Here is a 21,833-nt window from a genome sequence, read left to right as displayed (position 1 = left end):
ATGATCCGTCACGCGTCTCTTCTTTGGCACTTTACCTACGGCGCCGTCTTCACAGCGCTCTGCGCCTTTGCGGGGCTGATCGGACTGGTGGCCTATCAGCTGGAAGACAGCATGCAGCGCCAGCAGACGGAGCTGCTAAGACTATCCCATACCGGTCTGTTGGAGACGCTGACGGCGGATGTGAAACTGGCCGGAAAGCGCCTGGACTTCCTGTTCGAGGACCGGCTGCGCCGCCTCAGCGCCATTGGCGCGGATCCGGATACGGTCCGGGCCATCGAATCGCGGAACAATGTGGCCATGTCCGAATTGCTCGGGCCCCTGGCCGCGCTGGACGATATTGACGGCATCGTTGTTCTGGATGAGGCGGGCCGGATCATCGGCGCGTCGTCTTATGAGACAGACATGGTGGCCCTGGGCGCGAAACTCACCAAACTGGACTTTTATGAGGACATCACCAGATCGCTTGAGGAAAGCCTGCCCGGAACGGAGCTGAGCTATAGCGCGGTCCTGCCGGTTTCCGAAAGTCAGGTGTTTGTTCCGGGCCGGAACGAAAACACCGTTTCGGAAGTTATGTTCGTGCCCGTATTTGACGATTTCGGCTATGTGATCGGTGGCTTGCTGGCGCAGCGCTGGCTGCGGGAGAACGAGCCCCTGCTGGCGGATCTGACCAGCATCAACGCCTTTGGTCTGGTGATTGTTCACGAGGGCCGGATCATTTCAAGAGCCGGGTTCAATGGGAGTCTGGCCGATCTGAAAGTGTCTCTCGAGACACCCAATATCACGCTGAATGGCAGACATGTCATCAAATGCGGTATGCCGGTGCCACCGATCGAGATCTGCGCCCTTCTGCCCATCGGGAAGCTGACGGAAACCCAGAGCGAGCTGACCAGGATCGGGGCGGAAGAAGAGGCAAAGCTTTTGCAGAAGCTGCTGCTGTTCGGCTGTCTGGCCCTGATTGCCTTTGCGGCGATGGCTTATCTCCTGTCCCGCCGGATCACCTCGCCCCTGACCAAGATCACCCGGGTCCTGTCCGGGATTGTGGATGGCGACTTTGAGAACCGGGTGGCAGGTACGGAACGCCTTGATGAAGTCGGGGATATCGCCCGTTCTGTGGTCTCCCTGCAGCAGTCGGTGCGTGAGCGTGATGCGCTGCGGGCAAGGGTGCATGAGAAGAACACGATCCTGAAATCCCAGGAAACCAAGCTGCGGAAACAGAATGTCCTGTTTGATGCAGCCTTGAACAACATGTCCCACGGTCTGTGCATGTTTGACGCCAAGGGCAAACTGATCGTCTCCAACCAGCGCTACACGTCCCTGTTTGATCTGGCCCCCGAAACGGTCCTGCCGGGCATGACGGCCGCCGATCTTGCCGCGATCTTGAAAGTGGAGCCTATTGAGGCAGACGCGCCGGTTTCCGTGGATGGACGCCTTCCCGGTGCGCGCGCGGGATCGGTCCCGCACAGCACGGAAATGGTCAAGTTGCGCTCCGGCCGGATCATACTGACCACCCGCCAGCCCCTGTCCGACGGAGGCTGGGTTGAAATTTCAGAAGATATCACTGAGCGCCAGGAGGCCCGGGATAGGCTGGCGTTCCTGGCCCGGCACGATATCTTAACCCAACTGCCCAACCGGATCGAATTTCGCGACCAGCTGGACGCGCTGCTGAAGCGGCAGGAGTCCTTCGGGGGCGAGTTCGCGATCCTTTGCCTGGATCTGGATGAGTTTAAGACGGTCAACGATTCCCTTGGCCATCCGATCGGAGATGAGTTGCTGCGCCAGGTTGCCGAACGCCTGAAGAGACTGGTCAGCGAACGGGAGCTTGTGGTGCGGCTCGGCGGTGATGAATTTGCCATCCTCACCAGTCTGCCCGTGGACCTATACACCGTGGATGAACTGGCCCAGTCGGTCATCTGGGACCTGTCGAAACCATTCCGTATCGCCGACCACGAGATCGTCATCGGCGCGAGCATCGGCATTGCCGTATCGAAAGGCGACGGGGTTGCGGGAGACGACCTGTTCAAACAGGCTGATCTGGCACTCTACCGGGCCAAGGAAGATGGGCGCAACACCCACCGCTTCTTCAAGGCGGACATGGGCACGGCCGTCAATCAGCGGCGCGAGCTGATCACCGACCTGCGCGGGGCGATCGCCAATGAGGAGTTTGAGCTGTATTTCCAGCCGCAATATGCGCTGAAAACCAGTACGGTAACCGGGTTTGAGGCGCTGTTGCGCTGGAATCACCCAACACGCGGCAAGGTGCCGCCGATGGAGTTCATTCCGCTTGCCGAGGATACAGGCCTGATCGTGCAGCTTGGCGAATGGGTGCTGAACGAGGCCTGCCGGCTTGCGGCCAGCTGGCCCGGGCATTTGCGGGTGGCCGTTAACCTGTCGCCGCGCCAGTTGCGCGGCCATGCGTTCGGACCGGTTCTGATCGGGGCCTTGACCAAGTCCTGCCTAAAAGCGGAGCGGCTGGAACTGGAAGTGACCGAAAGTGTCCTTTTGATCGATTCAGAGGAAATTCTGGATGCGCTGCACCAGGCCAAGGCGCTTGGAGTGAAAGTGTCGATGGACGACTTCGGGACGGGCTATTCGTCTCTCAGCTATCTGCGCAAATTCCCTTTCGACAAGATCAAGATCGACCAGTCTTTCGTGCGTTCCATGGCCTATTCGGACGAATCCGTCTCCATCGTGAAGGCGGTGATCGACCTGGCCAAGAACCTGGACATGACCACGACTGCCGAGGGCGTGGAAACCGAGCTTCTTCTGGAGATGCTCAAGGATATCGGCTGCACCGATGCGCAGGGTTATTTCCTGGGCCGTCCCATGCCCGTCTGGGAAATGGATGAGTTGCTGTTTGAATGCAGGCGGCCCCTGATTGTGGCTGCCCAATAAGGAGCCGGCCGGTCCCGGTGGACGTCACAGGTGACTTCGCCTGCCCTTGAGGGAGCGCGGACGCACTTGGGCGCAACTGCCCCTATAGCTTGCAGTTTGTTTGAGTGCAGTCCGCATTCGATCGATTGGCCGCTCGCTGTCTGAAGAAAAAGATTTCGATGCAAAAGCCAAAACGCTTCTGCCCTATAGGAAAGCGGGGCGCTCTAATTGACAGGCGCGCCTGAGAACGGGGTTCTGGCCTTGCGCAGCAAGTGGGTGGCAAGGCTGCGCAGCCCGGAGCTTTCCTCCGCCACATAAAACGGATCGGCATAGAAAACGGCCCCGGCGTGGCGGGCGGCGTCGCGCGTGGTCTCCACATGGGACGGCGACCCTGCCGAATAGACAACATGGTCAGGTGTCAGTGCGCCCAGAAGTTCATAAGGCCGGGCGGTCATGACCGTTTCGTTGTCGCCATCGCCCGCGGTCAGGGTCACATCGACACCGCGGTTGCGCAGCCAGCGGATGGCATCGCGCATATAAAGGCCGTCTCGTGCTCGGGCGCCGACGATCATCCGGATGTCCCGCTCCGGCTGGCCCATCACGGCGGCAACAGCGATGGCCCAGATCGGAGCAAAGCCGGTGCCGGTTGAGGTCAGGACCAGAGGTTCCGACTGGCGGCGCAGGAAGCCGTTGCCAAAGGGTCCGCGCAGTTTGACGCTGTGGCCCTTGCCGATCTCCGTTCCCAGCCGGGAGGAGACGACGCTGCCGGGATAGACTTTGATGTGAAACGCGACCACATCCTGCTCCGCATCCAGATTGAGAGGGGTGGTCGGGCTGTAGTCCCTTGAAGGAAAGCCGGAGAATGTGGTGCGCAGATATTGCCCCGGCAGCCACGGCACCGGTTTGTCGACCTGGACCCTGACTTCCAGATAGCCCTCCTTGATGGTCCGGATGCTGTCCACCGTTCCCTTGACGGTTTTGACAATCGGCACCGGATCGTAGGAAATCTCCGCATCCCCCTCCAGCACCGCAAGGCATCCCAGGACGGTGCTCTTCTCCTCGGTTCCAAGGGCGTCCACCTTGCCATTCAGAACGCGCACACGGCAGGTCTCGCATTGGCCCGAACAGCAGTCATGGGGCAGGACCAGCCGGCCTCCCAGCCCTGCATCGATCAGCGTGTCGCCGACATTGGCCTTTATTTTCTTTCCGTTGATGGTGACGGTGCAGGTGCTTTTTGACATGAAGAGGGTCCGTGCTGGGCGTTGCGGCATCAGTTGAAGGTCAGGCGGAGCGGCCGGGAATGCCGCGTGTGGCGGGTCTGGTTGTGGTCAAAGACGGACAGCCAGACATAAAGCCCGTCCGCCATGGCCAGATCCTGGACGTGGCCGGTGTCCATGGCCCGGGTCACCTCCAGGGTCCAGTAGCCGTCCTGCCATCTGGCGCCGCCGGTCAGGTCGGCCCGGCTGCCGGTATAGTCTCCGGTAATCAGGACGCCGGGAATGATCGTGCCAACGGGAATTTCGGCATCTTTTTCCGGTGAATAGGGAACACTCTCCGCATCGAACATCCACCATTGCGAGCCTGCATCGTCACTGGCTTCCAGATCCAGATCGATCTTGCCCATCAGGGCCGCAGTCTTACGGTAGTCGGCCGGCAGGCGGCGCACGTCAACGGCATGCTTGTAGTCCGAGCCGCTGCGCTTCTTGTAGTTATAGACATAGAAGGAGGTGCCCTTGTCGGCGCCATAGCCGGCGCTGTATCGCTTCTGCCCGGCCAAATGGGCCTCGTCCGGCTCTTTCGGCGTGCCGAACCACATGTCGTCGACCCGGCCCAGCATGCCCCCGCGCGAGGCTTTCCATTGCCACACGTCCAGAAGGCTGCCATCGGTCGTGTAATGCAGGCCACGCCCGTGAAAGGCCGACGGTTTTCCTGCCAGCGGTTTGGGGCCCATATGGGTTGAGCCGCCACCGCCAAACGTATCCGTTTTCGAAAAGGCGATGGAGAACTTGTCCTCATAGTAGGCGGTTTCATCGGACATATCCGCCCGGTTGTTGAGCATTTTCCAGCCGTCTCCGGTCTTGATCAGGGGGTGGCGTTTCAAGGAGCGGTTCGCGTCCTGCCAGCGGAAGGCGAAGGCAATCTTGTCGCCGACCTGGACGGCTCTGGCTTCGACCGTAGAGGCCCCGGTGCCGTCCAGATTGGAGCCCTGGTGGGTCCTTAAGGACACCGGACGGGCATCCCGCCAGGCCGGGTCATCCAGGATCCCGTCCAGCTTGGGCAGGGCCGTGGCCTGAGCGACCACCAGATTTCCGCGCGTGGCAAAATCCAGCGACACGGCTGCGGCAATCACGACCACGCCGATGGCCACCGATTTCAGCAGCGGATAGTGGCTCATTCCGGGGAACTGGCGAAGGCTTTGCGGCCGGAACAGGCGCACAAGCTGGGCAAGGCCACCGTACAAATAATGCAGCCCCACATGGGCCACCATGTAGCCCATCACCATAAGGGCAGAGACATAATGCACGGTCACCCAGCCCCCTCCATGGCCGAGATAGAGAAGAACGCCAGTGGCGGTCAGGGTGAGAATGGCGGCAAACAGCAGCCAGTAGGCAATCACATTGACTGCGGCAAGGCGCAGTTTGGTGCTGGCCGGAAGGGACAGCACCACGATTTTTTTCAACGATATCCGCCGCTTCAGCCGGGCGGCGGACATGTAGAGAGCATAGGAAAAGATCAGAGCAAGCACGAAGACGGCGGACACGTAGTGCCAGGTCCAGATTTCCCCTTGGGGAAGTATCGGCTCGAACAGTTTTGAGAACCACGCGCCTTCCGCGTCCGAAGACAGGCGGAGGCCGGTTACGAGGCTGGTGACAATGGCGGCCACAAGGGGCCAGTGCAGCACAATTGTGCCGACATCGCTGCGCACCACGGCTTGCGGAGCGTTCGGGCTCCGGGACGCCCGGCCGGAATGCCCTGCGGCCGTGTCCGCAGAAACTCTCCTAGCGGAGCTTTGTGCGTCCGTTAGGTTAAGGTTGCGCTCGTTTACGTGATCCGACAAAGGCCTCTCCCGACATCGTCTTGGCACCGCATCTCAGGATTGTGTTTCGATTCGTCAGTCAATGACTAATCGAACACTATTCTCTTGATGTCTAAGAAGCTGATTTCAACAGAAAAGGAAAGGATAAAACCGCTATTCTGAAATTTACGGAAGCAAAAAAGCGAAGCAATGCATGCATTATCTGCAAAATAGTGCAAAAAGAGAAGCGTTCATAACTGTTAATTGTGATGCGGGTTGCAGTTTTGACTTGCAGATATGCTGATTGGTTTACTGAATATAATCAAAGGTAATTTCCTAATTTTCGCAGAGGTGAAAATCGCAAGGGGACAATTTCGAAGGAAAGGGCTGCGGCCTCCAGTGCGTGCCGGTCGCCGAGAAGCAAAATGCCGCGATTCAGCTTGCTGCAGGGACCGCAATGTGTGGGATTGAAGATGTTTGCTGAGTTTCTGCGGCCGCAGGAATGACAAGCAGATGAGACTGCCGCAAGTGGATCCTTCTGCTGCTGTCCTCTCGCTGCTGTGCCGCATTGCGCCGGGTCTTGGAAAGAGACGCAGCCACTTCCCCAAGTGTCATTCCCGGATTGATCGGTTCCTATCTAGTGAGGTTGGTATAACCTCGCCTCAGCATTTGCCCTTGCGTCGTGTTGTTCGAGACAAGCCTCTGGCCTTCCTCAGAATGATTGGTCCGGCAATGATCCAGGTCATACTGGCGTAATCTATTCTCGCTTACGCTCACTCCGGTTTCTTTAAGAGTAATCCGGAGAGGCTTGAAACGGGTTGTTGTGGTGTCAATTGCACGTCTAGAATGAGTTTTGCGATTGCAGGGCCGTGTTTTATCCGGTGGGCCGGATCAGGCTCTTGAAAAAAGCAGTGCATTCCCAGGGGGCCGTCATGCTCGTCTCGCATACCCGAATTGTCGACATTGTCGGAGATATCATCCGCATTCAGGTGTCTGCTTCAAACGCGGACTCTGAAGGCCGCCCCTGTCTGGGTGATCTGGCCGTGGTGGACGCCGGCAATGGCGCGGCGTCCCTCGCCCAGGTCATCAATATTGATGCGGAAATGGTGTCGCTCCAGGTGAATTCGGGCACCAAGGGGCTGGCCAACAACGCCTCTGTGCGGTTTCTCGGCGAAGCGGCCAAGGTGACCTATTCCGGTAATATCCTTGGACGGGTGTTTGATGGTGCGGGCCATCCCATTGATCAGGGGCCGGACCTGTCCAGCGATCCGGCGGTGCCCATCGGCGGACCGTCGGCAAACCCGATGAAACGGGTTCTGGCCTCCAGGATGATCCGCACGGATGTGCCGATGATCGATATTTTCAATTGCCTCGTCGAAAGCCAGAAGATCCCGATCTTCTCGGTCTCCGGAGAGCCCTACAACCCTTTTCTGGCCCGGATCGGCATTCAGGCGGATGCGGATATCGTGGTGTTTGGCGGTCTCGGCCTGATCTTTGACGACTATGCGTTCTTCCGGAAACAGTTCGAGGACGCAGGAGTCTTTCCGCGCACGGTCATGTTTATCAATCAGGCGTCCGATCCGGTGGTGGAGCGGCTGCAGGTGCCGGACATGGCGCTGGCGGTTGCTGAAAAATTTGCCGTGGAAGAAGGCAAGCGCGTGTTGGTCCTCCTGACCGACATGACCGCCTTTGCCGATGCCATGAAAGAGGTTTCCATCGCCATGGAGCGGGTGCCGGCCAATCGCGGTTATCCGGGGGATCTCTATTCCCAGCTGGCGCGGCGCTATGAAAAGGCCTGTGACTTCAAAGGGTCCGGCTCCGTCACCATTCTTACGGTCACGACCATGCCGGGGAACGATGTAACGCACCCTGTGCCGGACAATACCGGCTACATCACCGAGGGGCAGTTCTATCTGCACAGCGGGGTGATCGACCCGTTCGGGTCCTTGTCGCGGCTGAAACAGCATGTGATCGGCAAGGTTACCCGGGAGGATCATAATCAGATCATGAACACCATGATCCGGTTCTATTCCGGCGCACGCGATGCGGAACAGAAGCAGTCCATGGCGTTTGAACTGTCAGGTTATGACCGGCAGTTGCTTAAATTTGGCGCATTATTCCGAGAGCGGTTCATGGATATTGATGTCTCCAGGCCGCTGGAAGAGGCGCTGGACCTGTGCTGGCAGACGCTGGCGGAGTGTTTCGAGGCGGATCAGCTCCTGATGAAACAGGGCCTCATCGACAAGTATTTTCCGAAGGCGGCCCCGGCCACCGGCAGCACAGATGGTGAGGCTGCGGCCTGATGGCGAAGCTTGCGCTCAACAAGTCATCCCTGGCTCGGGAAAACACACAACTGGCCGAGTACCGCCGGTTTCTGCCCTCTCTTGAGCTCAAGCGGCTGCAGATCATGGCCGAGCGCGCCAAGGCGCGGCAGGTTTTGGCCCGGCTGGAACAGGACTGTGAACAACGCTTCAAGGATGTCGCGGCAGACCTGCCCATGCTTGCCAACACGCAGGTTCCCCTGGAAGGCCTGGTGACATTGAAAGCCGTCCGGCGCGGCGAGCAGAACCTGTCGGGCACGGTTCTGCCGGTGCTGGACAGTATTGAGGTGGAAACAAAGCCCTATTCCCTTCTGGCGCGCCCGCACTGGGTCGATCCCTATGTGTCGGCCATGCGTGATTTGCTCAAGCTCACTCTGGAACGGGATGTGGCCCGGGAGCGGATTGCCCGGCTGGTGGAGGCCGAAGCGGTGATCTCGCGCAGGGTCAATCTGTTTGAAAAGGTGCTGATCCCGAAGGCGGAGCAAAATATCAAGAAAATCCGCATGGCACTGGCCGATGCGGAACGGGATGCGGTGGTGCGCGCGAAAATATCCAAACGCAAGACAGCGGCCCGCAGCGCAGGCGTCAGGATGGCGCAGCTATGACCATTGTTCCGCTCGTCAAGGTCAGTCTGATCGGCATTCTGGAAGACAAGGACAAGGTGCTGGAAGCCGCTCAGGTGTTTGGCTCCCTGCATCTGATCCCGCTCGGTTCCGCGCAAAAGGAACTGGAAGCGGTTCCGGCCGGTCTCGGCCGGGAGGCGGTTGAGGCTTTGCGCTGGTTGATCGACGGCCCCGTGCAGCGCCACCCCCAGACCCTGGCAGAAGGCTTCGATCTGGAACATGTGGTGACGGCAGCCCTGGAAAACCGCAAGGCCTTGCAAGCCTGTCAGGACCGGTTGGCCCAACTGGCGCGCAGGATCAAGGATGTGGAGCCCTGGGGGGAATTCAGTTTCTCGGATCTTGCGGAAATCGGTGACAACAGGCTCTGGTTCTATGTGGTGCCCACCGGCACGCTCAAACATGTGGATCCGGCGGGTAAGGTCATGGAGATCGTCCACCGGGACAGGTTCCGTGCCTATATTGTTCTGCTTGCGCCGGAGGAGCCGCCTCAGAGCGCCATGCCTGTGCCCAGGGTCCATATCGGCGCCCAGTCCCTTTCCCAGTTGAAAAACGCCCGTGAGCAGGCACTGGTGGAACTGGAAGAGCTGGACCTGGAGCGGCAGTCTCTGACCAAGTGGCGCTATTTGCTGGCGCAGAACCTAGCTGCCGCCCGTGACCGGGCAGCCCGGCAGCGGGCGGCGCTGGAAACCGCCGATACCGCCCGTGTCTTTGTGCTTCAGGCCTGGGCCCGGCAGGATCAGGAAACTCGCATTCAGGACCTTGCCGCCGGGCTTGGTGTGGCCGCCGTCTTTGACAAGGTTTCGCAGGACGACCGCCCGCCAACCCTGCTGGAAAATCCGGCGGCCCTGGAGGGCGGCGAGGATCTGGTGGAATTCTACCAGACCCCCGGTTACCGGGACTGGGATCCGTCGGCAATTGTCTATGTGTCCTTCATCATCTTCTTCGGCATGATCATGACGGATGCAGGGTATGGCCTGCTGCTTCTGTCCCTGCTGGTCCTGCTCCGCAAGCGCTTTTCCGGTTCTGCCCAGGCACGGCGGCTCTGGCGCATGTCGGTCTGGCTGATGGTTTCCACAACAGTCTTCGGGGTCGCAACGGGCAGTTATTTCGGGCTGGCGCCGCCAGAGGGCGGTTTTCTGGCCCATCTGAAAGTGCTTCATCTGAAGGATGTGGACACGATGATGAAAATCACGCTGACCATCGGCGTCGTTCATATCGTTTTGGCCAATATCATGCGCGCGCTCCACGAGACCGGCCTGAGCGGCCGGTTGCAGCCCGCAGGCTGGTGTCTGGTGGCTCTCGGCGGTTTGGCCACCTTTCTGGGGCAGGGCACGGCACTGGCTGCGGCCGGACCGGCAGCGGTCGTCGGTGGTCTGTTGCTGGTCGGGATCTTTGGGAGCGACCGGAAGATCACCTCCCTGAAGGCCGGCGGCCTCAGGGTCTTTGACGGGCTGGCGGCGCTGGCGCGGGTGGTCAATGTCTTCTCCGATGTGCTGAGTTACATGCGTCTGTTCGCGCTGGGCCTTGCGGCGGCGTCCCTGGCGGAAACGATCAATTCGCTCTCCGGGCAGCTCAATCAGGCGGTTCCGGGCATTGGTCTTCTGATTGCGCTCGCGGTTCTGGTGCTCGGCCATGCCATCAATATCGGTCTTGGGCTGATTGCCGGCTGCGTCCATGGCCTGCGCCTGAATGTCATTGAATTTTTCAATTGGGGTCTGAAAGACGAGGGCATGCCCTTCCGTCCGTTCAAGAAAGAGGAGACACGCCTGTGAACGAATTCGTTGTGGCTCTCGGCTGGTTTGGGTTATTTGCCCCCGTGGCCCTAGGTGCCATTGGCAGCGCCTGGGGCTGTGCGCTGGGCGGCAGTGCCGCCATCGGCGCCATGCTGGACAGTGAGGGCGGCTATGGCCGCTTTATCGGCGTCTCGCTGATGCCGTCCTCCCAGGTTATTTACGGCATCGTCATCATGTTCTCGCTGCAGCAGTCAAGTGTTGATGCGGCCAATGGCGCAGCCCTGTTTGGCATCGGTGTCCTGTCCGGAGTGACCATGCTGTTCACCGGCATCCGTCAGGGCGAGGTCCTGGCCTCGGCGATCCATGCCTCCAAGGCCAAGCCGGAGATTTTTGGCATTTCACTGGCCCCGGCTGCCGTGCTGGAGGGCTTTTCCGTATTCGCGCTGGTCTTTGCGCTGGTGCTGGCCGGATCGATCCCGAACTAGGAGGCGCGCATGTCCAAACATGACGGCACGACGGATCTGGAAAATGCGGCCGGGGCCGGGGTCCAGGCGCTGATTGACCGCCTGAAACAGGAAGGTGTGACAGCGGGTGAAAGCGAACGGGACGAGATCCTGGCCAGGGCAAAGGCGCAGGCCGGGGAGATCGTTGCGGAGGCCCGCCGGAAGGCGGATGATCTGGTGAACAGCGCTCGCAGTGAAGCGGCCCGGGAAAAGGCGGCAACGGAAGACGGGCTCAAGGTTGCCGCACGCGATCTGGTGCTCAGCCTGCGCAATGAACTGGGCGAGCGCATCCAGCAGGAGGCCGCCCGTCTGGTCGGCACCACCCTGGGCGATGAGGCGTTTTTGCAAAAGCTCATTCTGGCCATGGCTGCGACGGCCCGTGACAATGCCTCCGTGAATGACAGCGAACCGATGGTGATCGTGCTGCCGGAAAAGATCGTGACCTTCGAGGAGCTGAAACAGTCTCCTGAGGCGGTCGAGCCGGGCACATTGACCCATTTTGTCATCGCCCTCGCGGGAGATGCCTTGCGGGAGGGGGTGACTTTCTCCACCGCGCCGGGTTTTGACGGCATCAAGGTGAAACTGACCGAGCGGGATGTTTCTATCGACCTGACCGAAGAGGCAATTGCCACCTTGCTCAAACGGCATTTGCAGCCGCGCCTGCGGGCGGTGATGGAAGGGGTGCTCCGCTAACCATGCCGCAGCCGCACCAATATATCGCGCTGGTGACCAGCCTGCCCCATTTGGGCAGCCTGTTTTCCCGCAAAGAGGTGCCGATCTCCGAATTCCGGCTCAGGCAGCGCCTTGCCATGCTGGAGGCGGAGCATCAGCGCCTGCTCAAAGAGCTGGTGGAAATCACCGCCTGGGCGGGTGTGGCCAAATATGACACCGACAGTGAGGTGATCGGGCGGGCCCGTCAGATCACCGCTGATCTGAAGAACATGCCGGATCTTCAGCATCTGGTCACGGCGCGCATGGAGACACGGACCCTGATTGCGGCGCTGCGCCGCCGCCGGGACGGACAGGAGAGCGCCGGAAACATTTCCGACTGGGGCTATGGCCGCTGGTGTAGCCGGATCAAGGCCAATTGGAGCGACCCGGCTTTTGGCCTCGGGCATTTCATGCCCTGGATTGGCGAAGCGCAGCGCCTGATGCAAGCGGGCGACCATATCGCCATGGAGCGTTTGGCCCTGACCCAGGTGTTCCGCCAGCTTGACCAGTATGGGGCACTGCATGAATTCGATTTCGAGGCTGTCTGCATCTATGTGCTGCGATGGGTCATCGTTGAGCGCTGGTCCCGCTACAATGAGAGCGGAGCAGCCGGGCGCCTGAGCGGCCTTTTGACCGCTGCCCTTGAGGGGACCGGTGAAGTCTCCGGCTCTTTGGCCGGAGAGGAGTTTCTGTCAGACACTGTTTTATTGCGTGAGGATGCCCCTTCATGACCAGCCATGTTCAGCTTCCGGAGCCGACGGCCGAGATCATTGCCGTTCAGGACGATCTTGTGACCCTTGCCCCCCTTGGCACTGCACCGCTGATCAAGAACGAGGTGGTCTATATCATTCCCCACGGACCGGAACGGGACGGCAAGCCAAGGGAATATCTGAAAGCCGAGGTGCTGCGGGTGCGCGGCAAGTCGGCCGAAGCCCAGGTGTTTGAAAGTACGGCCGGGGTCCGGGTGGGCGACAAGGTGATCCAGAGCGGCGAGATGCTGTCGGTGGCCCTGGGGCCGGGTCTGTTGAGCACGGTGTTTGACGGGCTTCAGAACCCGTTGGCCGATATTGCGGCCGAGCACGGGTTCTTCCTGCCACGCGGGGTGCTGACCAATGCGCTCGACCAGACCCGCAAATGGGCCTTTGAGCCACAGGTGAAATCGGGCGATCCGGTCAAGGCCGGGGATACACTCGGCACGGTGCCGGAAGGCCGTTTCGAGCACAAGGTCATGGTGCCGTTTGCGCTCAACGGGTCCTGGTCCGTGGAGCGGGTGCGCAAGGGCTCCTTCACCATCAACGATGTGGTTGTTACGCTGAAAAATGGCCAGGGCGGAACCCGTGATCTGACCATGTTGCAGCATTGGCCGGTTCGGCGGGCCCTTCCGGAGGGCCTGATCAAGGCGGGGCAGAGCGAGCGGCTCTATCCGAGCGAACCGCTGATCACCACCTTGCGCCTGATTGACACCTTCTTCCCGATTGCCCGGGGCGGCATGGGCTGTATTCCAGGGCCCTTCGGGGCGGGAAAGACCGTGCTGCAATCCCTGATTTCCAGGTTCTCGGCGGTCAATATCGTGATCGTGGTCGCCTGCGGCGAGCGGGCCGGGGAAGTCGTGGAAACCATCACGGAATTTCCCCATCAGCCCGATCCGTCCGGGGACGGCACGCTGATGGACCGCACGGTCATCATTTGCAACACGTCATCCATGCCCGTCGCCGCCCGCGAAGCCTCGATCTATACCGGCATCACCCTTGGTGAATATTACCGGCAGATGGGTTATGATGTGCTGCTGATCGCAGACAGCACCTCGCGCTGGGCACAGGCCATGCGCGAGACCTCCGGCCGCCTGGAAGAAATCCCCGGCGAGGAGGCTTTCCCGGCCTATCTGGATTCCGCCATCAAGGGCGTCTATGAGCGCGCCGGGGTCCTCAAGACCGCAACCGGTGAGACCGGCAGCCTGACCATGATCGGGACTGTGTCCCCGGCGGGGGGCAATTTCGAAGAGCCGGTGACACAGTCGACCCTTGGAACCGTCAAGACCTTTCTCGGCCTGTCTTCGGAACGGGCCTACAAGCGCTTTTACCCCGCCGTTGACCCGCTGTTGTCCTGGTCCCGCTATCACACCCAGCTGGGCGCCTGGTATCAGGACAATATCGGCGCGGACTGGGTGCCCCGGGTGGAAGAGATGATCGAGCTTCTGCGCAAGGGCGACGAGATCACGCGCATGATGCAGGTGACCGGGGAGGAGGGCGTTTCCACCGAGGATTTCGTGCTTCAGCAAAAGGCGCTGTTTCTCGACATGGTCTATCTGCAGCAGGACGCGTTTGACGATGTCGATGTGTCTGCTCCTCTGGCCCGCCAACAGGAAACCTTTGCTCTCGTCTACCGGATTGCGAAGGCAGAGTTTGCCTTTGAGGACAAGGACGCCGTGCGACAGTTTTTCACAGAGCAGACGTCGCTCTTCAAAAATCTCAACTATTCGGCGGATGGCAGCAAGGAGCGCACGGAGCTGACCGCCAAAATCACGGCTTTGTTCAAGGCTGCTTCCGGGGCTGCTTCCGGGGTTGGGGCGGGATCTGCCGGGCGCGCGCACGAGGCAACGGGGGCAACGGGTCATTCAGGTGGTTGAGACAAGACGGTCCAGCGGTCAGAAAGGGCCGGTAAAAGCCTCCCGAAAAGAGCTTGATCAAAAAATAGTCTTGACCAGGTACATAGCACCTTTCTAGATTTTCTTGACCATTTGGTCAGCGTCCGGTGTTCAGAAGGCAAAAAGCCCGGCAACGCGCGTTCGGCCAAACTCCGCCTCACGGCGCTCCGGCGGCAAGCTGCTTGAGTCCCATGCTGGAGGAGGGTGACAATTCCAGAGAAAACCTGGCTGAAGGTGCCGGGTATAACAAGTAGGGGAATGGCAATGAAGGCATTGAAAAGTCTTGCGCTTGCATCGGTTCTGGGCGCAAGCCTGATCTCGGGCGCCGCTCAGGCCGCTGACGAGCTCACACTGCAGCTCAAATGGGTCACTCAAGGACAGTTTGCCGGCTACTATGTGGCCAAGGACAAGGGCTTTTATGACGAAGAGGGTTTGGATGTCACGATCAAGCCGGGCGGCCCGGACATTGCTCCGCCGCAAGTGATCGCCGGCGGGGGAGCGGATGTGATCGTCGACTGGATGCCCTCCGCGCTTGCGTCGCGTGAAAAGGGGGTTCCGCTCGTCAATATCGCGCAGCCTTTCAAGAAATCGGGCATGATGCTGACATGCCGGAAGGACACGGGCATCACCTCTCCTGAAGATTTCAAGGGCAAGACACTGGGGGTCTGGTTCTTCGGCAATGAATATCCGTTTCTGTCCTGGATGAGCCAGCTCGGTATTCCCACCGATGGCGGCGAGGACGGCGTTACGGTTCTGAAACAGGGCTTTAACGTGGATCCGCTGTTGCAGAAACAGGCCGACTGCATTTCCACCATGACCTACAATGAATATTGGCAGGTGATTGATGCCGGAATTCCGGCAGAGGATCTTGTGGTCTTCAAATATGAAGACCAGGGTGTTGCGACCCTGGAAGACGGCCTTTATGTGCTGGAAGACAGCCTCAAGGATCCGGCCATGGTCGATAAGCTTTCCCGGTTTGTCCGTGCCTCCATGAAAGGCTGGGCCTATTCGGCCGAGCATCCTGAGGAAGCTGCTGAAATCGTTTTGGAAAATGATGCAACCGGTGCACAGACCGAAAAACATCAGATCCGCATGGTGGGCGAAATCAACAAACTGGTGGACGGCTCCGACGGAAAGCTCGACATGGGCGCTTATGAGCGCACGGTGAAATCGCTTCTGGCCGGTGGGTCTGACCCGGTGATCACCAAGGAACCGGAGGGGGCAACCTCAACGGCAGTCACTGACAAGATGTAAGCTTGTTTTCGAAGGCATCGGGGCGCCGGTGTCCCGGCTTTACGGCCGGGACAGTCTGGTAGACCAGGACAAATGAAAGGCCGCCATCTGGCGGCCTTTTGCATGTCTGTGCATGCAACCTGCAAAATTAGACGTTGCTATTTATACGCGTATGAAGTTGTTTTTTTTGCGTAATTTTATCGATAATCATAGGTTGTATTTTTATTTACTTCTTTTTTTCATTGAGAAATATGCGCAGATTTATGATGTTTTTCGTTTTGCTGTGTCAAAATATTAATTTGTCTGTTTATTATTTTAGCCAACGCGTTCAATGGCCTCAGCGGAAGCTAACGATACGATATGCAGAACCAAACAGACACATTGGACGGTGCAGATTTGCCGGTGCGGGATCAGGGCGGCAACGGGCTCACGAGTGAGACTGCCGGCCGCTTCGGGGGGCGGCTGGGTGCGGTTCTGATGGTGATGTTGCTCGCTGCGGTGATTTCGTTCGGCGCGGTCTTCTTCAAGATCCTGGTGGCCGAGCAACAGGCAGCGGCGCGCGAAAAAAAATCGGTTGAACGGGTGTTTGCGAACCACAAGCAACGCCTGCTTCAGGAAATCGAGCGCTATGCCGCATCCAATGCGGCCTATATCAACATTGAGACCAATCCGTCCCAAGCCTGGATCGAGAACCGTTTCGGCGTCGACATGGCGCAGGACTTTTCCTTTGATATTGCAATTCTGCTGGACCCTGCGGGAAAACCCCTGTTCTTCGCAGACAAGCACAACTGGAACCTGTCCGGTTTTCTGAGTGATGGAGTGGATGCCCAAATTGAAGACGCAATTAGTGAAATCCGGGCGAACTATCTTGAAGGGCTGAAGCGCAGCGCATCCGGAGATGTGGTGTTCTCCGGGGCCTTGTCTGATATCTCGGCAACGGACGTGGTTTTGGTCAAGGGGCGGCCGCGCATTATGTCGGCCTTTGCAATTGTCCCTGATCCCGGCGGCATTGAGATGACCTATGGCCCGCCAAATATTCTGATCACGTTTCTGGACCTGGATACAGCCCACCTGGCCTCGCTCCTGGCCAGCCTGTCCCTCGACAATCTGGAGTTTGCCGAAGCCGTTCCGGACGGCATGATCGGTGTGCCGGTCAAACGCAGTGATGGCAAGACGCTGGGGTCCCTGGCTTGGTACCCCATGAGCCGGGCGTCCGGGATCATCATGGCCTCTGTTCCGGTTCTGGGGCTGGCGCTCCTGATCATCCTTGGAATTTCCCTTGCAGCCTTGCGTCAGAACGCGATTGCCAAACGGCGGCTGGCCGAACGTGAGCGGGAAGCCCGCAGAGCGGCCGATTATGACTCCATGACGGGCTTTGCCTCCCGCCGGTATTTCCATGATGCGGCCCGCAAATGGGTGGCCTTGCGCGAGAAATCCGGCATCCCCTTTGCGGTGGCCTATCTGGACTTCGACAGGTTCAAGCAGATCAATGATATGCACGGCCATGCGGCAGGCGATCACCTGATCGTCATCCAGGCGGCCAGAATCCGGGAACTGCTGGCGCCCGGAGATCTGATCGGGCGGATCGGCGGCGACGAATTTGCCCTGCTGACAGACCGGGTCAACCGGAACGAGGAAACACCGGCACACCTCCAGAACCTCATGAACGCTCTGAAACAGCCAATCGCTTACGAGGGCAAGCTTCTGGAAGCGTCCTGCAGCGCGGGTGCAGCGCGCTATCCGGAGCACGGGCAGGCGCTAAAAGACATGATCCGGGCGGCGGACATCGCTCTGCAGCGCTGCAAATCGGAGCGCACGTCTTCCATCCGCATGTTCAATGCGCACATGGATGCCCATCTGCGCGAGGCCCGGCAAATCCGCAAGGATCTGGATTCAGCTATTCCGGACGGCGAGTTCAGATTGTTCTATCAGCCGATCATCGGCTGCGAGACCGGCAAGATCCGCTTTTATGAAGCGCTTATCCGCTGGCAGCGCGAAGGCGGTTCTCTAGTGGCGCCCAACGTGTTCCTGCCGGTTGCCCGTGAAGCAGGCCTGATGTCTGAGATCGGCTCCTGGGTTCTGGAACAGGCCATCAGAGATGCCAGGCACTGGGAAGGCGCCGGGGTCTCGGTGAATGTCTGTGCAACCCAGTTTCAAAGGCCTGATTTTGCGCAGGAGATCAGTGCTCTATTGAACCGGTACAGATTTCCGCCGGAGCGGCTGATCCTTGAGATCACCGAAGATCTCATGATTGAAGACGACGACCAGGTTGCCGCCACCTTCGAAGCGCTGCGGGGGCTTGGCCTTTGCATTGCCATTGATGACTTCGGCACCGGCTATTCGAGCCTGAGCTATCTGCATAAATACCGTTTCGACAAACTCAAGATCGACCGGAGCTTCGTCAGCCGGATCGGGCGGGATGACGAGACGGACCTTCTTGTGCGCTCCCTCCTGAGCCTGGCGCGTCTTCTTGGAATGGAGACTGTCGGGGAAGGGGTGGAAACCGAGGCGCAGCGAGTGTTTCTGTCGCAGGCAGGGTGCGACTATCTGCAGGGCTTTCTCTATGCCAAGCCCGCGCCTCTGGAGAGCATTGCCGGGAGCGTCACACAGCTCGGAAAGGTGGCGGGCGACTGATCCCGGTCAGATCGGGTTCCATCCATTGAGATCGGCAGGAATGCGATGCGCCGCAGGCAGGGGGCTGCCCGCCTGCGGAGGATCTGGTTGCTGGGGGAGCTTTTCTGCCCCCAAGACGTGGGTTACTCGGCGGCCTCCTGGATGGCCATCGGGTTGTTCGGATGGGTGGTCCAGTTGGCGTAGTCTTTGTCGACCGTCTTTCTGGTGCGCGGGTCGACACTTCCGGCCGCCATCGGCTCCATGGTGATGCAGTTCTCCACCGGGCAGACATTGACACAAAGATTGCAGCCAACGCATTCCTCGTTGATCACCTGAAACTTGCGTTCCCCGTCTACCAAGCTGGTGATGGCCTGGTGGGACGTGTCTTCGCAGGCAATGTGGCAACGGCCGCATTTGATGCAAAGATCCTGATCGATCTGTGCCTTGGCGATGTAGTTCAGGTTAAGATACTGCCAGTCCGACACATTGGGCACCGCGCTGCCGACGAACTGGTCGACGGAGGTATAGCCCTTTTGATCCATCCAGTCGCTGAGGCCTGTGATCATGTCTTCGACCACCTTGAAACCGTAGGTCATAGCCGCTGTGCAGACCTGAACGGATCCGGCGCCCAGCGCCATGAACTCGGCCGCGTCCCGCCAGGTGGTCACGCCACCAATCCCGGAGATCGGCAAACCATGGGTGGCCGGATCGCGGGCAATTTCAGCAACCATGTTGAGGGCAATCGGTTTCACCGCCGGGCCACAATAGCCGCCATGGGCTCCTTTGCCGTCCACGGAGGGCGAGGGGGACATGATGTCGAGATCCACGCCCATGATGGAGTTGATCGTGTTGATCAGCGACACCGCATCTGCACCGCCGGCCTTGGCAGCTTGCGCGGGTTTGCGCACATCGGTGATGTTGGGCGTCAATTTGACAATGCAGGGCATGCGCGAATGCTGCTTCACCCAGCGGGTCACCATCTCGATATATTCAGGCACCTGACCGACAGCCGAGCCCATGCCGCGTTCGCTCATGCCATGCGGGCAGCCGAAATTGAGTTCCACTCCGTCCGCTTCGGTTTCTTCCACCCGTTTCAGGATGCTGATCCAGTTCTGCTCTTCGCAAGGGACCATCAGAGAGACAATCAAGGCCCGGTCGGGCCAGTCCCGCTTGACCTGCTTGATCTCCCGCAAGTTCACTTCCAGCGGCCGGTCGGTGATGAGTTCGATGTTGTTGAGGCCGATCAGCTGACGGTCCTTGCCGTGAATAGCGCCATAGCGCGGGCCGTTGACATTGACCACGGCCGGATCTTCGCCAAGGGTTTTCCAGACAACACCGCCCCACCCGGCCTTGAAGGCCCGGACCACGTTATATTCCTTGTCCGTTGGCGGTGCGGAGGCCAGCCAGAACGGGTTCGGGGACTTGATCCCGATAAAGTCCGTGCGCAAATCAGCCATGGGCTCTCTCCCTCGCGTCCGCAGTCGTCTGCGCGTGTTCGCTCAAAGTGGCGTGGATGCTTTCGGCGGCAATTTTGCCATCCTCAACGGCAGTCACCGTCAGATCCTCGCCTCCCGCAATGCAATCTCCCCCGGCCCAAACGTCGGCAAGGCTGGTCTTGCGGGTCTCATCAACGGCGATCCTGCCCTTTTCGACCCTGATCGCAGAATCCAGACCGCTTTGGACAAGGGTCTGCCCGACCGCCTTGAAGACCATGTCGGCCGCCAGGGTGATCATCTCACCGGTCCCGGTCAGGCTGCCATCTTCGCTCGTTGCCGTGCGCTCCAGTTCGATGGCCGCAATGTGCCCGTCTTGTGTCTTGAGCGTGTGCGGCTGCGCGTTGGTGAGAATTTTCACCCCGGATGTTTGCGCCAGGTCCTGCTCATAGCGGGAGGCGTTCATGCGCTCCTGTCCCCGCCGGTAGGCGATGGTGACGTCTTCGGCCCCGAGCAGCCGGGTCTGCACGGCAATGTCGACGGCGGTCATGCCGCCGCCAATGACGACGATGCGGCGGCCAACGGGCAATCCGGACAGGTCGTTACTCTGGCGCAGATCCGAAATGTAGTCGACGGCACTCAGAACGCCGTCGGCAGTCTCGGTGTCCATGTCAAGGGCGTTCACACCGCCGAGCCCGATGCCGAGAAACACCGCGTCGTAGGTGGTCCGCAGACCGGCAAGATCCAGATTGTCGCCAAGGCGCATGCCGGTCTTTAGCTCAATGCCGCTGATGGACAGAATGAAATCCACTTCGCGAGCCGCAAAATTATCGACTGACTTGTAGGACGCGATGCCGAATTCATTCAGCCCGCCGGGCTTTTCGCGGGCATCGAACAGGGTCACGTCATGGCCGTGGACGGCCAGCCGGTGGGCGCAGGACAGTCCAGCCGGTCCGGCGCCGACAACAGCGATCTTCCGGCCCGTCGGGGCTGAGCGGGTGAATGGGGTCGTGTCATGCCCGGCCATGTAGTGATCGGTCGCGTAGCGCTGCAGCTGGCCGATCTTGATCGGCTTGCCTTCGGCGGTTTCCCGCACGCAGACCTGTTCACACAGGGTTTCGGTCGGGCAGACGCGGGCGCACATGCCACCCAGAATGTTCTGCTCGAAAATCGTCTTGGCCGATCCGTCCGGGTTGCCGGTCGAAATCTGGCGGATGAACTGGGGAATGTCGATGCTTGTCGGACAGGCCTGCATGCAGGGTGCGTCGTAGCAGAAATAGCAGCGGTCGGCTTCCACCTGAGCCTCATGAGGCTCCAGCAGCGGGTGCAGGTCGCTGAAGTTCTCCGCATAGGCTTCCTCGGGCAGACGTCCGGGCGCGATGTCCGGGCCGGCTTTGGTCTGGGTCATGGAGATCTCCGGAAGGTTGGCGATCAATTTCGAGGTGGCCCGCTTCGTTTTGTGAGCAGGCTCAATGACCCTATTGGGCAAAAATTTGAACAATTAGTCAAATATTTTTGGAATGATTAAAAACTTGAGCCAAAAAATCAGAAATAAAATTACTGAAATCCCAAGACTTTAGGTCAAAAAGCAGGCTTGACTAAATTTTAGCCGGACGCGACGACCACGCCCTGCGGGCCATCAGACTTGCCGGTCGCCGCCTGAAAACAAAGATCTCAAGGTCAAAGATCCAACGCTTTTGAATGGATGAGCGCCGCATGTTCCATTCCCTGGAACATGCGGCATTCCGTGTCTTGGCGCGGAGCCTGCCTACGGACTGCCGCGGCAATTAGCGCGCTGCCTCGGGAGGGTCAGCAGCTTCCGTAGGGCAGGCCGCCCACAAGGCTGCGCGACCGGGTGCGGGACCCCGCCAGCCGGGCGAAAACCGCGACGAGGGACAGCACAACCAGGGCCACCGGCCAGAAGACGGAGATCAGAAAGACAAGCGCCAGACGGGAAGGTGTGCTGGTACAGCTTTCCAGTAGCTCTGCCGATGACAAAATCAAAAACACCAGAGTGACGGCGCCATAAAGTATGGCTCCGGCCAAAATCCCCACAAACATGATACTGCCCACCTTCAGTTACGCGGCGCCACTCCGGGACCCCATGCCCAACAGCCCGTAAGCGCCAACAC

At 59.6% G+C, this 21,833-nt stretch carries 15 protein-coding genes; 10 read left to right on the top strand and 5 right to left on the bottom strand.

Annotation, left to right across the window (positions count from 1 at the left end; all coding sequences use genetic code 11):
- A complete protein-coding gene (locus ACXAH0_RS16005; protein WP_475192769.1) occupies nt 1–2,892 on the top strand; it encodes a bifunctional diguanylate cyclase/phosphodiesterase in 2,892 nt (963 codons plus the stop codon).
- A 203-nt stretch (nt 2,893–3,095) separates the two neighbouring features.
- On the opposite strand, the gene ACXAH0_RS16000 is transcribed toward ACXAH0_RS16005, so the two are convergent.
- On the bottom strand, nt 3,096–4,112 hold the full coding sequence (locus tag ACXAH0_RS16000) for a 2Fe-2S iron-sulfur cluster-binding protein (protein WP_475192767.1): 1,017 nt from the start codon (nt 4,110–4,112) through the stop codon (nt 3,096–3,098).
- Between the two features lie 29 nt (nt 4,113–4,141).
- Complete coding sequence (locus ACXAH0_RS15995; RefSeq protein ID WP_475192766.1) at nt 4,142–5,929, bottom strand: ethylbenzene dehydrogenase-related protein; 1,788 nt, start codon at nt 5,927–5,929, stop codon at nt 4,142–4,144.
- 890 nt (nt 5,930–6,819) lie between these two features.
- Here ACXAH0_RS15995 and ACXAH0_RS15990 point away from each other — a divergent pair.
- From ACXAH0_RS15990 to ACXAH0_RS15950, 9 genes are all read left to right on the top strand, one after another.
- Nucleotides 6,820–8,190 (top strand): V-type ATP synthase subunit B, encoded by a 1,371-nt coding sequence (locus ACXAH0_RS15990; protein ID WP_475192764.1) that lies wholly within the window; start codon nt 6,820–6,822, stop codon nt 8,188–8,190.
- Nucleotides 8,190–8,813 (top strand): V-type ATP synthase subunit D, encoded by a 624-nt coding sequence (locus ACXAH0_RS15985; protein ID WP_475182613.1) that lies wholly within the window; start codon nt 8,190–8,192, stop codon nt 8,811–8,813. The genes ACXAH0_RS15990 and ACXAH0_RS15985 overlap by 1 nt, the downstream gene beginning before the upstream one ends.
- Nucleotides 8,810–10,603, top strand: a complete 1,794-nt coding sequence (locus ACXAH0_RS15980; protein ID WP_475192762.1) for a V-type ATP synthase subunit I — start codon at nt 8,810–8,812, stop codon at nt 10,601–10,603. Before ACXAH0_RS15985 ends, ACXAH0_RS15980 begins: the two co-directional genes overlap by 4 nt.
- A complete protein-coding gene (locus ACXAH0_RS15975; RefSeq protein WP_475182620.1) occupies nt 10,600–11,049 on the top strand; it encodes an ATP synthase subunit C in 450 nt (149 codons plus the stop codon). Before ACXAH0_RS15980 ends, ACXAH0_RS15975 begins: the two co-directional genes overlap by 4 nt.
- Nucleotides 11,050–11,058: 9 nt before the next feature.
- Complete coding sequence (locus ACXAH0_RS15970) at nt 11,059–11,760, top strand: hypothetical protein (RefSeq protein ID WP_475182623.1); 702 nt, start codon at nt 11,059–11,061, stop codon at nt 11,758–11,760.
- 2 nt (nt 11,761–11,762) lie between these two features.
- A complete protein-coding gene (locus tag ACXAH0_RS15965; protein WP_475192760.1) occupies nt 11,763–12,509 on the top strand; it encodes a hypothetical protein in 747 nt (248 codons plus the stop codon).
- The gene (locus tag ACXAH0_RS15960) at nt 12,506–14,404 is read left to right on the top strand and encodes a V-type ATP synthase subunit A (RefSeq protein ID WP_475192758.1); all 1,899 of its coding nucleotides are present in this window, start codon (nt 12,506–12,508) and stop codon (nt 14,402–14,404) included. Before ACXAH0_RS15965 ends, ACXAH0_RS15960 begins: the two co-directional genes overlap by 4 nt.
- 282 nt (nt 14,405–14,686) lie before the next feature.
- Nucleotides 14,687–15,676: an ABC transporter substrate-binding protein gene (locus ACXAH0_RS15955; RefSeq protein ID WP_475182632.1), complete on the top strand. Its 990-nt coding sequence runs from the start codon at nt 14,687–14,689 to the stop codon at nt 15,674–15,676.
- 339 nt (nt 15,677–16,015) lie between these two features.
- Nucleotides 16,016–18,289: a bifunctional diguanylate cyclase/phosphodiesterase gene (locus tag ACXAH0_RS15950; protein WP_475192757.1), complete on the top strand. Its 2,274-nt coding sequence runs from the start codon at nt 16,016–16,018 to the stop codon at nt 18,287–18,289.
- 122 nt (nt 18,290–18,411) lie between these two features.
- Here ACXAH0_RS15950 and preA read toward each other — a convergent pair whose 3' ends face one another.
- The 3 genes from preA to ACXAH0_RS15935 all read right to left on the bottom strand — a co-directional run bounded on the left by preA (nt 18,412) and on the right by ACXAH0_RS15935 (nt 21,762).
- On the bottom strand, nt 18,412–19,725 hold the full coding sequence (gene preA, locus ACXAH0_RS15945) for an NAD-dependent dihydropyrimidine dehydrogenase subunit PreA (RefSeq protein WP_475192756.1): 1,314 nt from the start codon (nt 19,723–19,725) through the stop codon (nt 18,412–18,414).
- Nucleotides 19,718–21,109 (bottom strand): NAD(P)-dependent oxidoreductase, encoded by a 1,392-nt coding sequence (locus tag ACXAH0_RS15940; protein ID WP_475192755.1) that lies wholly within the window; start codon nt 21,107–21,109, stop codon nt 19,718–19,720. Before ACXAH0_RS15940 ends, preA begins: the two co-directional genes overlap by 8 nt.
- A gap of 401 nt (nt 21,110–21,510) precedes the next feature.
- Nucleotides 21,511–21,762, bottom strand: a complete 252-nt coding sequence (locus tag ACXAH0_RS15935) for a hypothetical protein (RefSeq protein ID WP_475182650.1) — start codon at nt 21,760–21,762, stop codon at nt 21,511–21,513.
- Between the last annotated feature and the right edge of the window lie 71 nt (nt 21,763–21,833).

It is taken from the genome of Roseibium sp. AWQ4_290 (genome assembly GCF_056160985.1).
This window is presented reverse-complemented; position numbering and strand designations above follow the sequence as displayed.

Excerpts from the sequence above, each read along its gene's own strand:
- ACXAH0_RS16005 (WP_475192769.1), top strand. The coding sequence starts at position 1 with ATGATCCGTCACGCGTCTCTTCTTTGGCACTTTACCTACGGCGCCGTC.
- ACXAH0_RS16000 (WP_475192767.1), bottom strand. The coding sequence starts at position 4,112 with ATGTCAAAAAGCACCTGCACCGTCACCATCAACGGAAAGAAAATAAAG.
- ACXAH0_RS15990 (WP_475192764.1), top strand. The coding sequence starts at position 6,820 with ATGCTCGTCTCGCATACCCGAATTGTCGACATTGTCGGAGATATCATC.
- ACXAH0_RS15985 (WP_475182613.1), top strand. The coding sequence starts at position 8,190 with ATGGCGAAGCTTGCGCTCAACAAGTCATCCCTGGCTCGGGAAAACACA.
- ACXAH0_RS15980 (WP_475192762.1), top strand. The coding sequence starts at position 8,810 with ATGACCATTGTTCCGCTCGTCAAGGTCAGTCTGATCGGCATTCTGGAA.
- ACXAH0_RS15970 (WP_475182623.1), top strand. The coding sequence starts at position 11,059 with ATGTCCAAACATGACGGCACGACGGATCTGGAAAATGCGGCCGGGGCC.
- ACXAH0_RS15965 (WP_475192760.1), top strand. The coding sequence starts at position 11,763 with ATGCCGCAGCCGCACCAATATATCGCGCTGGTGACCAGCCTGCCCCAT.
- ACXAH0_RS15960 (WP_475192758.1), top strand. The coding sequence starts at position 12,506 with ATGACCAGCCATGTTCAGCTTCCGGAGCCGACGGCCGAGATCATTGCC.
- ACXAH0_RS15955 (WP_475182632.1), top strand. The coding sequence starts at position 14,687 with ATGAAGGCATTGAAAAGTCTTGCGCTTGCATCGGTTCTGGGCGCAAGC.
- ACXAH0_RS15950 (WP_475192757.1), top strand. The coding sequence starts at position 16,016 with ATGCAGAACCAAACAGACACATTGGACGGTGCAGATTTGCCGGTGCGG.
- preA (WP_475192756.1), bottom strand. The coding sequence starts at position 19,725 with ATGGCTGATTTGCGCACGGACTTTATCGGGATCAAGTCCCCGAACCCG.
- ACXAH0_RS15940 (WP_475192755.1), bottom strand. The coding sequence starts at position 21,109 with ATGACCCAGACCAAAGCCGGCCCGGACATCGCGCCCGGACGTCTGCCC.
- ACXAH0_RS15935 (WP_475182650.1), bottom strand. The coding sequence starts at position 21,762 with ATGTTTGTGGGGATTTTGGCCGGAGCCATACTTTATGGCGCCGTCACT.